Annotated in this window: 12 protein-coding genes and 1 tRNA gene; 9 read left to right on the forward strand and 4 right to left on the reverse strand. The window is 71.2% G+C overall.

What is annotated here, in order from left to right:
* Positions 1-30 precede the first annotated feature (30 nt).
* The 6 genes from eno to ACOTKD_RS29835 all read left to right on the forward strand — a co-directional run bounded on the left by eno (position 31) and on the right by ACOTKD_RS29835 (position 6,822).
* Positions 31-1,311, forward strand: a complete 1,281-nt coding sequence (gene eno / locus ACOTKD_RS29810) for a phosphopyruvate hydratase (protein ID WP_424892088.1) — start codon at positions 31-33, stop codon at positions 1,309-1,311.
* Positions 1,312-1,470: 159 nt separating this feature from the next.
* Entirely contained in the window at positions 1,471-1,935 is a 465-nt protein-coding gene (locus ACOTKD_RS29815; protein WP_030365176.1) for an FtsB family cell division protein, read from the forward strand.
* 81 nt (positions 1,936-2,016) lie between these two features.
* Complete coding sequence (locus ACOTKD_RS29820) at positions 2,017-2,559, forward strand: DUF501 domain-containing protein (RefSeq protein WP_424892089.1); 543 nt, start codon at positions 2,017-2,019, stop codon at positions 2,557-2,559.
* Complete coding sequence (locus ACOTKD_RS29825) at positions 2,556-3,548, forward strand: exopolyphosphatase (protein ID WP_424892090.1); 993 nt, start codon at positions 2,556-2,558, stop codon at positions 3,546-3,548. The genes ACOTKD_RS29820 and ACOTKD_RS29825 overlap by 4 nt, the downstream gene beginning before the upstream one ends.
* 380 nt (positions 3,549-3,928) lie before the next feature.
* A complete protein-coding gene (locus tag ACOTKD_RS29830; RefSeq protein WP_030365179.1) occupies positions 3,929-5,320 on the forward strand; it encodes an NAD(P)/FAD-dependent oxidoreductase in 1,392 nt (463 codons plus the stop codon).
* A 194-nt stretch (positions 5,321-5,514) separates the two neighbouring features.
* Positions 5,515-6,822, forward strand: a complete 1,308-nt coding sequence (locus ACOTKD_RS29835; protein WP_424892091.1) for a class I SAM-dependent methyltransferase — start codon at positions 5,515-5,517, stop codon at positions 6,820-6,822.
* A 61-nt stretch (positions 6,823-6,883) separates the two neighbouring features.
* On the opposite strand, the gene ACOTKD_RS29840 is transcribed toward ACOTKD_RS29835, so the two are convergent.
* Positions 6,884-9,403, reverse strand: coding sequence for an ABC transporter permease (locus ACOTKD_RS29840; RefSeq protein WP_424892092.1), 2,520 nt, complete (start codon positions 9,401-9,403; stop codon positions 6,884-6,886).
* A 72-nt stretch (positions 9,404-9,475) separates the two neighbouring features.
* Positions 9,476-10,258 (reverse strand): ABC transporter ATP-binding protein, encoded by a 783-nt coding sequence (locus tag ACOTKD_RS29845; protein WP_424892093.1) that lies wholly within the window; start codon positions 10,256-10,258, stop codon positions 9,476-9,478.
* A gap of 458 nt (positions 10,259-10,716) precedes the next feature.
* Here ACOTKD_RS29845 and ACOTKD_RS29850 point away from each other — a divergent pair.
* Positions 10,717-10,799 (forward strand) — tRNA-Leu (locus ACOTKD_RS29850).
* A 178-nt stretch (positions 10,800-10,977) separates the two neighbouring features.
* Positions 10,978-11,847 (forward strand): Bax inhibitor-1/YccA family membrane protein, encoded by an 870-nt coding sequence (locus tag ACOTKD_RS29855; protein ID WP_424892094.1) that lies wholly within the window; start codon positions 10,978-10,980, stop codon positions 11,845-11,847.
* A 108-nt stretch (positions 11,848-11,955) separates the two neighbouring features.
* Here the strand turns inward: ACOTKD_RS29855 and ACOTKD_RS29860 are convergent, their stop codons facing one another.
* Positions 11,956-12,186 carry a DUF4287 domain-containing protein gene (locus tag ACOTKD_RS29860; RefSeq protein ID WP_030365184.1) on the reverse strand — a complete coding sequence of 77 codons (231 nt, stop codon included), beginning with the start codon at positions 12,184-12,186 and terminating at the stop codon, positions 11,956-11,958.
* Between the two features lie 98 nt (positions 12,187-12,284).
* Between ACOTKD_RS29860 and ACOTKD_RS29865 the strand changes: the two genes are divergently transcribed.
* Positions 12,285-12,605: a hypothetical protein gene (locus ACOTKD_RS29865; protein ID WP_424892095.1), complete on the forward strand. Its 321-nt coding sequence runs from the start codon at positions 12,285-12,287 to the stop codon at positions 12,603-12,605.
* Positions 12,606-12,826: 221 nt separating this feature from the next.
* On the opposite strand, the gene ACOTKD_RS29870 is transcribed toward ACOTKD_RS29865, so the two are convergent.
* Positions 12,827-13,723: a hypothetical protein gene (locus ACOTKD_RS29870; RefSeq protein WP_424892160.1), complete on the reverse strand. Its 897-nt coding sequence runs from the start codon at positions 13,721-13,723 to the stop codon at positions 12,827-12,829.
* Positions 13,724-13,899 lie beyond the last annotated feature (176 nt).

Below are 13,899 nucleotides of genomic sequence, written 5' to 3' on the forward strand. Positions count from 1 at the left end.
GAACCTCAGACACACACGAAGGAGACCCTCGTGCCGTCCATCGACGTCGTCGTAGCTCGCGAGATCCTCGACTCGCGAGGCAACCCCACGGTCGAGGTCGAGGTCGGCCTCGACGACGGCTCCACGGGCCGTGCCGCCGTGCCGTCCGGCGCCTCCACCGGCGCCTTCGAGGCCATCGAGCTCCGCGACGGTGACAAGAACCGTTACCTCGGCAAGGGCGTCGAGAAGGCCGTCCTGGCCGTCATCGAGCAGATCGGCCCGGAGCTCGTCGGCTACGACGCCACCGAGCAGCGCCTGATCGACCAGGCCATGTTCGACCTGGACGCCACCGACAACAAGGGCTCGCTCGGCGCCAACGCCATCCTGGGCGTCTCCCTCGCCGTCGCGCACGCCGCCTCCGAGGCCTCCGACCTTCCGCTCTTCCGCTACCTGGGCGGCCCGAACGCGCACCTGCTGCCCGTTCCGATGATGAACATCCTGAACGGCGGCTCGCACGCCGACTCCAACGTGGACATCCAGGAGTTCATGATCGCGCCGATCGGCGCGGAGTCCTTCTCCGAGGCCCTGCGCTGGGGCACCGAGGTCTACCACACCCTCAAGTCGGTCCTGAAGGCCAAGGGCCTGTCCACCGGCCTGGGCGACGAGGGCGGCTTCGCCCCGAACCTCGGCTCCAACCGCGAGGCCCTCGACCTCATCCTTGAGGCCATCAAGCAGGCCGGCTACACCCCCGGCCAGGACATCGCGCTCGCGCTCGACGTCGCCGCCTCCGAGTTCTACAAGGACGGCGCCTACACCTTCGAGGGCAAGTCCCGCACCGCCGCCGAGATGACCGAGTACTACGCCGAGCTCGTCGAGGCGTACCCGCTGGTCTCCATCGAGGACCCGCTGTTCGAGGACGACTGGGACGGCTGGAAGACCATCACCGACAAGCTCGGCGACAAGGTCCAGCTCGTCGGCGACGACCTGTTCGTCACCAACCCGGAGCGCCTCGGCCGCGGCATCGAGGAGGGCGCCGCCAACGCCCTGCTGGTCAAGGTCAACCAGATCGGCTCGCTGACCGAGACCCTCGACGCCGTCGAGCTGGCCCAGCGCAACGGCTTCAAGTGCATGATGTCGCACCGCTCCGGCGAGACCGAGGACGTCACCATCGCCGACCTGGCCGTCGCCACCAACTGCGGCCAGATCAAGACCGGTGCCCCGGCCCGCTCCGAGCGCGTCGCCAAGTACAACCAGCTCCTGCGCATCGAGGAGATCCTGGACGACGCCGCGGTCTACGCCGGCCGCAGCGCCTTCCCGCGCTTCAAGGGCTGACGTCCCGGGGGGGCCGGGAACCCCGGGGGCCGCTGCCCCCGGGGCTGACACGGCCTCAGAACCGCAGCCTCACCACGTCCCCGGCCACGGTCCCGTACCGTGGCCGGGGACGTACGTTCGTAGCGGGGCTGCGGGCGACCAGGACCTCGGGGAGGCGAAGTGGCGGCGGACCGTTCCACCGCGACCAGGCTCAGGGCACTCGGCTCGGTGCTCGTCCAGGGCCCCACGGCCCGCGTCTACCGCGCCCGGGGCCCGCGCCGCAGCCGGCTGACCGGCCGCGCGGCGCTGCTGGCGCTCGTCGTGTGCTCGCTGGTCGTCGCCCTCGCCTACCCCATGCGCCAGTGGGTCACCCAGCGTTCCGACATCGCCGACCAGCGCCGCCAGTCCGAGCGGGCCCGCGAGCAGGTGCAGCGCCTGGAGGACGAGAAGGCGCGGCTGGAGGACCCGGCGTACGTCGAGCAGCAGGCGCGCGAGCACCTGCACTACCTGCGCCCCGGGGAGACGGGCTACAGCGTGGTCGACGGCAGCGGCACCGCCCGCCGGCCCCGGGACCAGGGCGCCGCCGACCGCCCCTGGTACAGCAATCTGTGGGACGGTGTGGACGCCGCGGACACCCCGCGCTGACGCCCCCGTCCCGCCCCTTCACGAACGCCGACAACGGCGAACCGGCCGACAACACCGAGCGAAGACGACACGAGCGAGCACATGGACACCCCTCCGCCCCAGACCGAGCCCACCGAGCCCACCGCCGCCGACATCGAGGCGTTCAAGGAGCAGCTGGGCCGCCCGCCGCGCGGGCTGCGCGCCATCGCCCACCGCTGCCCCTGCGGTCAGCCGGACGTGGTCGAGACCGCCCCCCGGCTGCCGGACGGCACGCCGTTCCCGACGACGTACTACCTGACCTGCCCGCGCGCCGCCTCCGCGATCGGCACGCTGGAGGGCTCGGGCCTGATGAAGGAGATGCAGGACCGGCTGGCGACCGACCCGGAGCTCGCCGCCGCCTACCGCGCCGCGCACGAGGACTACCTCCGGCGCCGCGACGCGATCGAGGTCCTGGAGGGCTTCCCGAGCGCGGGCGGCATGCCCGACCGGGTCAAGTGCCTGCACGTGCTGGTGGGTCACTCGCTGGTCGCGGGTCCGGGCGTGAACCCGTTCGGCGACGAGGCGCTGGCGCTGCTGCCGGAGTGGTGGGCCAAGGGCCCGTGCGTGACCCCGTGCGCCGCCCCGGACGGGGGTGACGAGCAGTGACCCGCGTCGCCGCCGTGGACTGCGGCACCAACTCCATCCGCCTGCTCGTCGCCGACCTCGACCCGGCGACCGGTGCGTTCACCGAGCTCGACCGCCGGATGACGATCGTCCGCCTGGGTCAGGGCGTGGACCGCACGGGCCGGCTGGCGGACGAGGCCCTGGAGCGGACGTTCGCGGCCTGCCGGGAGTTCGCGGAGGTCATCCGCGAGCTGAAGGCCGAGCGGGTGCGCTTCGTCGCCACCTCCGCCTCGCGCGACGCCGAGAACCGCGAGGACTTCGTGCGCGGCGTGGTGGACATCCTGGGCGTGGAGCCCGAGGTGATCAGCGGTGACCAGGAGGCCGAGTTCTCCTTCACCGGCGCCACCAAGGAGCTCTCCGGCCGGGACGACCTGGCCAGGCCGTTCCTCGTCGTGGACATCGGCGGCGGCTCCACGGAGTTCGTCGTCGGCGAGGAGCATGCCCGCCCGTCGCCCACCACCACCCTTGCCGGAGACGCTTCGCGCCGCCCCTCTCTCTTCGCCCGCAGCGTCGACGTGGGCTGCGTGCGCATGACGGAGCGCCACCTCGTCGCGGACGGCGCCGTCGTGGACCCGCCCACGCCGGAGCGCATCGCCGCGATACGCGAGGACGTCGAGGCCGCGCTGGACCTGGCCGAGGAGACCGTCCCGCTGGAGGAGGCCCGCACGCTCGTCGGCCTCGCCGGCTCGGTGACCACGGTCGCGGCGGTCGCGCTGGGCCTGACCGAGTACGACTGGACGCGCATCCACCACGCGCGGATCTCCCTGGAGCAGGTCCGGGAGATCACCGGCAGGCTGCTCGCCTCGACGCACGAGCAGCGCGCGGCGATCCCCGTGATCCACCCGGGCCGGGTCGACGTGATCTGCGCCGGAGCCCTCGTCCTGCAGGCGGTCATGGAGCGCGTGGGCGCCCATGAGGTCGTCGTGAGCGAACACGACATTCTGGACGGAATCGCCTGGTCCATCGCCTGAGAAGGCGTCCTGTGACGGCCCCTCCGGGGGCCTCCGGGAGAAAGTTCGTGAAATCCTTCACATGAAAAAAGGGAGCGTTGGCGGCGCGAAGGGGTCCGTTGGGCCCTTCCGGGGGCTCCGGTGGTCCCTGCGGCGGGACGCCGTCCGGTTTCGGGCGGGTTAAAGGAGCGTTTATGTGATCGCCGTTGCGGCAGTGGTCTAGTCAACCTGACGCCCACAAGGCCAGTTCAACAGGGGTTCCCAACGCGTTCGACGCCGAAGTGGTTCCCTTACGGCCGTATGGCATGGGTCACGGCGGCGGCGGAGTGTAGCAGATACCCTCAGGCCCCTTGTGAAGGGGCTCACGAGCATGCCCGCGGAGAGTGCTGGATACTCGAATCATGAGCACCACGGAGCGTCCACGGATCCTCGTAGTAGGCGGTGGGTACGTCGGCCTGTACGCGGCGCGCCGCATCCTCAAGAAGATGCGGTACGGCGAGGCGACCGTCACGGTCGTCGACCCGCGTTCGTACATGACCTACCAGCCCTTCCTGCCCGAAGCAGCTGCCGGCAGCATCTCCCCCCGCCACGTCGTGGTGCCGCTGCGACGCGTGCTCCCCAAGGCGGAGGTCCTCACCGGCCGCGTCACCACCATCGACCAGGACCGCAAGGTCGCCACCGTCGCGCCGCTCGTCGGCGAGGCGTACGAGCTGCCCTTCGACTACCTGATCGTCACGCTCGGCGCCGTCTCCCGCACCTTCCCGATCCCCGGCCTCGCCGAGAACGGCATCGGCATGAAGGGCGTCGAGGAGGCCATCGGGCTGCGCAACCACGTCCTGGAGCAGCTCGACAAGGCCGACTCCACGACCGACGAGGAGATCCGCCGCAAGGCGCTGACCTTCGTCTTCATCGGCGGTGGCTTCGCGGGTGCGGAGACCATCGGCGAGGTCGAGGACATGGCGCGCGACGCCGCCAAGTACTACCCGAACGTCAAGCGCGAGGACATGCGGTTCGTCCTCGTCGACGCCGCCGACAAGATCCTCCCCGAGGTCGGCCCCAAGCTCGGCGCGTACGGCAAGGCGCACCTGGAGAGCCGCGGCATCGAGATCCACCTCTCGACGTCGATGGACTCCTGCATCGACGGCCACGTCGTGCTGAAGAACGGCCTCGAGGTCGACTCCAACACGATCGTGTGGACCGCGGGCGTCAAGCCCAACCCGGCGCTGGCCCGCTTCGGCCTGCCGCTCGGCCCGCGCGGCCACGTCGACACCCTGCCGACCCTCCAGGTCAACGGCACCGACTACATCTGGGCCGCGGGCGACAACGCCCAGGTTCCGGACCTCGTCGGCCGCGCCGCGGGCAACGAGAACGCCTGGTGCCCGCCGAACGCCCAGCACGCGCTGCGCCAGGCCAAGGTCCTCGGCGACAACGTCATCTCGGCGATGCGCGGCTTCGGTGCCGCCCAGACCGAGTACAAGCACGCCAACAAGGGTGCGGTGGCGGGCCTCGGCCTCCACAAGGGCGTGGCGATGATCGTCATGGGCAAGATGAAGATCAAGCTCAAGGGCCGCCTCGCCTGGTACATGCACCGTGGCTACCACGGTCTGGCCATGCCGACCTGGAACCGCAAGATCCGCGTCTTCGCGGACTGGACCCTCGGCATGTTCCTCAAGCGCGAGGTCGTCTCCCTGCGTGCCATGGAGAACCCCCGCGAGGAGTTCTACGAGGCCGCGAAGCCGGCCCCGCAGCCCAAGGCCGACTCCGTCCCGTCGGAGAAGGCGAAGGCCTCCTAACGGCGGTCGCGGCTCGGCCGCGGTCAACCAGTCGGCAACGGCGTCCACCAATCCGTGGGGTGGACGCCGTTGCCGTATGTCCGGCCACCGACAGTTGATCTAATCTGACTGAACGGGACTACCGTGCCGACTCTTGGTGTTTAGGTGTCAGTTGAACGTTTCTCCTGACCTTGCATCATGGAGGTGTGTGCGACATGGCCGACGCCGCTCGACGGCTCACCGCGCTCGCGGAAGAGGTTCTGGGAGCCCCGCTCCCGCTCCGGATCCGCGCCTGGGACCGCAGCGAGTACGGCCCTCCGGGTACGCCCGTCCTGGTGATCCGCCGTCGCCGCGCCCTGCGCCGGCTGCTGTGGAAGCCGGGCGAGCTGGGCCTCGCCCGGGCCTGGGTCGCGGGCGACATCGACGTCGAGGGCGATCTCTACGAGGCGCTCGACCTCCTGGCCGGCTCCCTCTGGGAGCGCGGCGAGGGCACGCCCCGCTCCGGCCTCGCCGCCCTCCTGGCGGCCGTGCGCGACCCGCGTCTGCGCGCCGCGGGCGGCGAGCTGATCAAGCTCGCGGGCCCCGGGCTGCCGCCCCGGCCGCCCCGCGAGGAGGCCCGCAGGACGAACGGCCCGCTGCACACCCTGCGCCGCGACAAGCAGTCCATCAGCCACCACTACGACGTCGGCAACACCTTCTACGAGCGGGTCCTGGGCCCCTCGATGGTGTACTCCTGCGCGTACTGGGAGAGTCCTGAGTCCACCCTCGAAGAGGCCCAGCGCGCCAAGCTCGACCTCGTCTGCCGCAAGCTCGCCCTCGAACCCGGGCAGCGCCTCCTCGACGTCGGCTGCGGCTGGGGCTCGATGGTGCTGCACGCCGCCCGCGAGTACGGGGTGAGCGCCGTCGGCATCACCCTCTCCGAGGAGCAGGCCGCCTACGCCCGCAAGCGCGTCGCCGAGGCCGGCCTGGCGGACCGCGTCGAGATCCGGGTCCAGGACTACCGCGAGATCTCCGACGGCCCCTTCGACGCCGTCTCCTCCATCGGCATGGCCGAGCACGTGGGCTCCGCCCGCTACGCCGAGTACGCCGCCGACGTCCACGCCCTCCTCAAGCCGGGCGGCCGGCTGCTCAACCACCAGATCGCCCGCCGCCCCCTGAAGGACGAGGAGGCGTACGAGGTCGACGAGTTCATCGACCGCTACGTCTTCCCCGACGGCGAGCTCGCCCCCGTCGGCCGCACCGTCGCCCAGCTGGAGGAGGCCGGGTTCGAGGTGCGCGACGTGGAATCGCTGCGCGAGCACTACGCCCTGACGCTGCGCCAGTGGGTCGCCAACCTGCAGAAGCACTGGGCGGAGGCCGTGGACCTCACCTCGGCGGGCCGCGCCCGGGTCTGGCGTCTCTACATGGCCGCGTCGGCGCTGTCCTTCGAGCGCAACCGGATCGGCGTCAACCAGGTGCTGGCCGTCCGTACGCCGGAGTCGGGAGCGGCGGGGATGCCGCTGCGGGCGCGCGACTGGCGCTGAACGCGGCGCAGGGCCCGGTCCGTACGGACCGGGCCCTGCGCGTCGGCGGGCGGGTGCCCCGCTACTCCGCCTTGATGGCGGACAGCATGTTCAGCTTCGCCGCCCGGCGGGCCGGCCACAGCGCGGCCAGCACGCCGACCACCCCGGCGAGCAGCAGGAACAGGCCCATCCGGCCCCAGGGGAGCACGAGCTCGTACGTGTTCAGGGCCTTGCTGAGGAGGTCGCCCGCGGCCCAGCCGAAGAAGACGCCCAGGCCGATGCCCATCACACCGCCGAAGAGCGAGATGACCAGCGACTCCAGGCGGACCATCCGCTTGATGCCCTTGCGGTCCAGGCCGATGGCGCGCAGCATGCCGATCTCCTGCTGGCGCTCGAAGACGGACATCGCCAGGGTGTTGACGACACCGAGGACGGCGACGACCACGGCCATGGCCAGCAGGCCGTAGAGGACGTTCAGCAGCAGGTTGATGCCCTTGGCGATGCCGTTGGAGATGTCCTTCTTGGTCTGGATCTGGATGGCGGGGTTGTCGCCCAGGGTCTTGCGGAGGGACTCCTTGACGGACTCGCCGGCGCCGTTCTTCGTCTTGACCATGACCTGGCGGTCGCTGATCTCGCTCTGGTGCGGGGCGATCGTCCTGGTGTCGACCATGATGCCGCGCATCAGGTCGTTGCCCTTGTAGACGCCGGAGACGGTCAGCGTGCCCTTCTTGCCGTCCTCGAAGGTGACGGGGAAGGAGGAGCCGGGCTTCCAGTGGTGGGTGCGGGCGGTGGCGTCGTCGATGACGACCTTGTCGCCCGACAGCCCGGCGAACGAGCCGGCCGTGAAGTCGAGCTTGGTCAGCTTCCCGATGGTGGCGCCGTTGACGCCCGTGAGGTTCTCGAAGTCGCCGTCGATGCGGGACGGGGACATGCGCAGCGGGCTGGTGGCCGTGACGTCGGGGTGCGCGGCCAGCTTCTTCTCCACGTCGGGGGAGAGCGAGGTCATGCTGGCCATGGAGACGACGTAGTCGGCCTTCATGGAGGACGTGGCCATCTTGTCGATGGCCTGCTGGACGCTGCCCGCGATCACGGTCATGCCGGTGATCAGGGTCAGCCCGATCATCAGCGCGGAGGCGGTCGCGGCGGTGCGGCGCGGGTTGCGGACCGCGTTCTGCCGGGCGAGCTTGCCGGGCATCCCGAACAGGCGCAGCACGGGCGCGGCGGCGGCGATCATCGGGCGGGACAGCAGCGGGGTCAGCACGAAGACGCCGATGAGGACGATGCCGGCGCCCATGCCCATCGTGTTGCTGCCGGAGGCGGTCAGCACGACGGCGGTACCGATCGCGGTGAGGGCACCGCCGATGGCGTTGCGCACGACCAGGGAGCGCGTGGTGGGCACGGCGTGGACGCTGTTCATCGCGGCGACCGGCGGGATCTTCGCGGCGCGGCGGCCGGGCAGCCAGGCGGACAGCATGGTCACGAGGATGCCGACGGCGAGGGAGACCACGATCGTGGACGGCTCGACGACCAGCGGGCCGTCGGGGAGCTGTGCGCCGTTGCCCTTGAGCAGCGACCGCAGGCCGACGCCGATGCCGATGCCCGTGACGAGGCCGGCGACGCCGGCGACGGTGCCGATGAGGAACGCCTCGATGAGTACGGAGCGGGTGACCTGGCGGCGGCTCGCGCCGACCGCGCGCATCAGTGCCAGCTCCTTGGTGCGCTGGGCGACCAGCATGGTGAAGGTGTTGGCGATGATGAAGATGCCGACGAAGAGCGCGATGCCGGCGAAGGTCAGCAGGATGGTCCGCTGGGCGTCCTGGTCCTGCGCGATCATGCGGGCCTGCTCGTCGGCGAGCTGCTTGCCGGTGGTGGCCTCGGCGTCGGCGGGCAGGATCTTCTCGACGGCGGACTTCAGGGCGGCCTGGGAGGTGCCGGCCGCGGCCTTCACGTGGATCTCGCCGAACTCGCCGGGCTTGGCGTAGAGCTTCTGCGCGGTGGTGGTGTCGAAGAGGGCGAGGCTGCCGCCCGCGGAGACGTTGCCGTCGTCGGTGGTGAAGATGCCGGCGAGCTTCTGCTGGAGCACCGGGCCGTCGACGGAGACGCGGACGGTGTCGCCCACCTTGTAGCCGCCGCGCTCGGCGGTCTTGGCGTCGAGGGCGATCTCGCCGGGGCCCTGGGGCGCGCGGCCGCTCTTGAGCGGGTAGCGGGCGTCCTTGCCGCCGGTGCCGGGGTAGTAGTTGGAGCCGGTGGAGCCGAAGCCCTCGCCTATGAGCTCGCCGTGCTTGTCGGCGATGGCGGCGAAGCCGCCCACGGTGCCGGTGGCGCCGGCCGCGCCGGGCACCGCGGCGGCCTGGTCGAGCAGGCGCTGGGTGAGCTTGGGGGCGTCGCCGGGGTTGCCCTTGTCACCGTCCTGCCGGTGCGGCTGGATGGCGACGTCGACGCCGGTGAAGCCCTTCTCGGAGCTCTTCTTCTGGGCGGCGGAGATGGTCGAGGTGAAGACCAGGGTGCCGGAGACGAAGGCCACGCCGAGCATCACGGCGAGGACGGTCATCAGCAGCCGGGCCTTGTGCGCGAGGACGTTGCGCAAGGCGGTACGGAACATGGTCTGTGTGTCCTGGGGGAGTGGGCCCGTGCCGGGCCGTCGTCGGAAGCGGGGGGACGGCGGAGCCGTGCCTCAGCTGGTGCGGCCCTTGGCGTCGAAGCGCTTCATGCGGTCGAGGACCGCGTCCGCGGTGGGCTCGCGCATCTCGTCGACGATGCGGCCGTCGGCGAGGAAGACCACGCGGTCCGCGTAGGACGCGGCCACGGGGTCGTGGGTGACCATGACGACGGTCTGGCCGAGCTCGCGCACCGAGTTGCGCAGGAAGCCCAGGACCTCCGCGCCGGAGCGCGAGTCGAGGTTTCCGGTGGGCTCGTCCGCGAACATGATCTCGGGCTTGCCGGCCAGGGCGCGGGCGACCGCCACGCGCTGCTGCTGGCCGCCGGAGAGCTGGTTGGGGCGGTGCTTGAGGCGCCCGGAGAGGCCGACGGTGTCGACGACCATGTCCAGCCACTGCCGGTCGGGCTTCCGGCCGGCGATGTCCATCGGCAGGGTGATGTTCTCCAGGGCGGTCAGCGTCGGGAGGAGGTTGAACGCCTGGAAGATGAAGCCGATCTTGTCGCGCCGCAGCCGCGTGAGCTTCTTGTCGTTCAGCGTGGTCAGCTCGGTGTCGCCGATCGTGGCCGAGCCGCCGGAGACGGTGTCCAGGCCGGCCATGCAGTGCATCAGCGTGGACTTGCCGGAGCCCGAGGGGCCCATGATCGCGGTGAACTCGGCCTGCCGGAACTCGACGGAGACCGCGTCCAGGGCGACCACCTGGGTCTCGCCCTGTCCGTAGACCTTGGTGAGGCCCGTGGCGCGGGCTGCCACTGCCGTGGGGCGGGCGGCGGTCTGGACGCCGTAGGGGGAGGTGGTCACGGTGGGGGGCTCCTATCAGGACGACGGCTCGGGCGGACCACTCCATCGTCGGCGCCGATCGGCCGCGCGGGGTCAGACCCAGCTCCCGTTCCCGGGGCAGACCTCGGTCGGACCCGGGCCGCCGCTCCTCCTCCTTGGGTATGACACCGCGGGCCGGGCCGGGGGTGGTGCGCGCGGGGCGGCGGGGGCGGCCGGGCACCGGGCGGAAGGCGGCGAGATTGCGACAATTCCCTACCCCGCCCGGGCCGCCCCGGTGAACGGGGGGTATCGGCCCGTGGCATGTGCCTTTGGCGTCGTTCCTGCACTGATGCACCCTCAGTTGCCAATAAAATAAGACAACCTCGGGTCATCGTTCCGCTGTTTGGGGGGCGCTCCCCGGCTAGGCTCGTCCTGCTCTCCTCTTACCAGGGAGGCTCGCGCGCCTTTCCTGCCTGTACGCCTGTACACCCGAGAGCGCTGCCCGGATGGTGGAATGCAGACACGGCGAGCTTAAACCTCGCTGGCCCTTCGGGCCGTGCCGGTTCAAGTCCGGCTCCGGGCACTCACCTGCTCCGTGTCCCGCACTCTCCGTAGGGAACCGAGTGCCACCCGTTTGCGTTCTCCCCGTAGCGGCGGGGGAGCGTGCCGGAAAAGATCCTTCCCAAGCACGAGCGCATTCCTTTGCCTACCTATTACCCTGGGGCGCAAGGCCGCGCAGGGTGGCCATGGATGGAGTGAGGATGAGGAGCAGCAACCCGGTCTTCTCGCGGCGGTTCCGCGGCAACAACGGCTACGCGGGCTTCAACGCGGCGCCGCAGGCCGGGACCGCGGCCCAGGGCAACCCCTACGGGAGCAACCCGTACGCGCAGCCCGCCAACCCGTACGCCACCAACCCCTACGCGCAGGGCGGCCCGGATCTCCAGCAGGGGTATCCGCAGGCCCCCGCCGCCACGGGCCGCATGACCATGGACGACGTGGTCATGCGCACCGGCATGTCGCTCGGCCTGGTGATCCTCGGTGCGGCCGTCGGCTGGGGGATGAACCTCCCGGTCGGGCTCGGCTTCGGCGCCGGCCTCGTCGCGGCGGTGCTGGTGTTCGCGCAGTCCATGTTCCTGCGCAGGCCCGTGCCCGCCGTGATCCTGGCGTACGCCGCGCTCGAGGGCCTCTTCCTCGGCGTGGTCAGCAAGGCCTACAACCACTACGCCCAGGGCGCCCCGGTCCAGGCCGTGCTCGGCACGATCCTCGTCTCGGTCGGCGTGCTCATCGCCTACAAGACCCGCCTGATCCGCGTCGACCGCCGCTTCGTGCGCTTCGTGACGGCCGCCCTGATCGGCTTCGTCCTGCTGACGATGGTGAACCTGCTGTTCGCCGTGTTCGGCGGCGGTGACGGCCTCGGCCTGCGCACGGGCTGGCTGGGCATCCTCGTGGGCGTCGCCGGCGTGCTGATCGGTGCGGCGGTCCTCGCGATCGACTTCAAGCAGGTCGAGGACGGCATCCAGTACGGCGCGCCCCGCGAGGAGTCGTGGCTCGCGGCCTTCGGCCTCACGGTCTCGCTGGTGTGGATCTACGTCCAGATGCTGCAGCTGGTCGGCATCCTCAACGAGGACTGACGCCGACGCGCCTCACGACCGCGTGACGACGTGACGAAGGGCCCGGGAAGATCTTCCCGGGCCCTTCGCCGTACGCGTGCGCATGGGGTGTGCGGGGGGCGCTGCCCGTTACAGCAGCTTCCGAGCCGCCCGTCGGAGGTCGTACTCGTGGACGATCGCCTTGGCGTGGCCATATGCGAGGTCGTGCTCTCCGCGCAGCCAGCTGACCTTCTCCTCGAAGCGGAAGAGGGAGGGTCCTTCTTCGACCGTGCGCAGCCAGTCGGCGACTTCACGGCCGGTGCAGTGGGGGATTCGGGAGAGCAGATTCCGGTGGGTCTCGTCGGAGAAGACGTGGGACATCGGCGCCTCCGGACGCGTCGAATGATGGTCCTTCATGTCACCGTGCCCGAGTGTGCAGACGTTGGCAACACTCCCGCAACGGCGCATAGGCTCGCGCTGTGGATGATGTGACGTCGCTTCTGGCCGCCGTGGACGCTTTCGCCGACCGGCTGCGTGCTCTGCCGCAGTCCCGCCTGAGCAGGGGGGCGGCCGCGGAGGCGCTGTCCCTGGCCCGGGAACTGGCGGCGCGGGCGCAGCGGATCGAAGAACCCGGGGCCGGGGTGCCCAGGGAAATGCCCGAGGCCGGAATGTTCGCGGTCGCCGACCAAGTGGCGGTGGCCGGTCACGATTTGGCGGAGGCGCTGGCCGCCTCCGGCGGGGAGGGCGCGGGGGAGGCGGTGGCGCTGGTGGAGGCGGCGGCGCGGAGGTGTGGTTTGTAGGGGCCGTACGGGCCGGGGTGGCTTCGGCACCGCCGAGTTCCGCCGTGGTGGCTGATCGCCGTCGCGGCGGATTCGAAGGGGCAAGGCCCCTTCACCGGTGGCGGTCAGGTCAAGGATGCTCCGCATCCTTGAATCCGCCGCCGCGGCGATCAGCCACGACGGCGCTGTCCGGCGGTGCCGGACCGGCGCCAGGCCGTACGCCGCCTCGGGCCGTCATCACGTCACAGCGACGCGATGACCCGGTCGGCCAGCACGTAGATCTTCTCCGCCCCGCAACCGAAGGTCAGAGCGTACGCGCCGGAGACCCCGGAGCCGCCCAGCAGGACCGGTTCCTCCCCGGCCCGCAGGGCGTCCGCGAGGCGTTCGGCGGTCTCGCGGTGGCCGGGGGTCATGCAGACGGTGGTGCCGTCGGCGAAGACGTAGACGTCGAGCGTGCCGAGCGGGCCGGGGCGCACGTCGGTGAGCGCGACGCGGGCCTGCGCGAGCTCGGTGAGCCGCTCCACGGTGGCCTCGTGGTCGCCGGTGCGCGGCGGCACCGGCGAGAAGTCCGGGTGGGAGGGGTGGCGGCGGCGCGCGGCGGCCAGCTCGGGGGAGTCCGCGGCCTCGGCCTCGGCCGCGGCGGCCTCGGAGTACTCGGCGAACTCCGCGAGCCCGGCGAGGCCGGTGAGCTCCGTCAGCTCCGTGAGCTCGGTCAGCTCGGCCGTCGGCTCCAGGCCCGCGAAGTCGGCCTGGCGGGGCAGGTAGAGGCCGCTGTACGGGCCCTCGGTGAGGTCGTCGAGACCGGCCAGGCCGCCCAGCAGGGAGGGGGAGTCGCCGGCTCCGCCGAGGTCGCGGGCCTCCTGTGCGGCCCAGAACGCGCGGGCCTCGGCGAGCTCCCGCTCGCGCTCCTCGGCGAGGGCGTCGGCGACGGCCGCCCGTATTTCCGCGAGCTCCGCACCGGGGGCGGTGCGCGCGGCGGGCACGGTGGCCTGCGCGGTGCGTTCGGCGATGGCGGCCGTGGCGGCCGTGAGCTCGGCGCTCAGGGCGGAGATCTGGCGGCGCAGGCCGCGAGTGGCGTGCAGGGCGGCGGCGCCCGCGGCCGTCGCGGTGGCCGCGGCCAGCAGCAGGGCAAGGGACATGGCGCTCACTGACGTACTCCCGGTTGCTATGGATCCCCCAGATTCCTACCTCAGCTTGAGGCCCTCTTTCTGGTGACCCCAGTGCAAAACGTCATGAAGCGGGCGGGACCTACGTCCCGGACGTTGTCCCTTCAACATCACTGACCTGCGGAAACGAATCGCCCCCGGGACGTTGG

The sequence above is a fragment of the Streptomyces sp. XH2 genome (assembly GCF_049725035.1).
Taxonomy (GTDB): Bacteria; Actinomycetota; Actinomycetes; order Streptomycetales; family Streptomycetaceae; genus Streptomyces; species Streptomyces roseoverticillatus.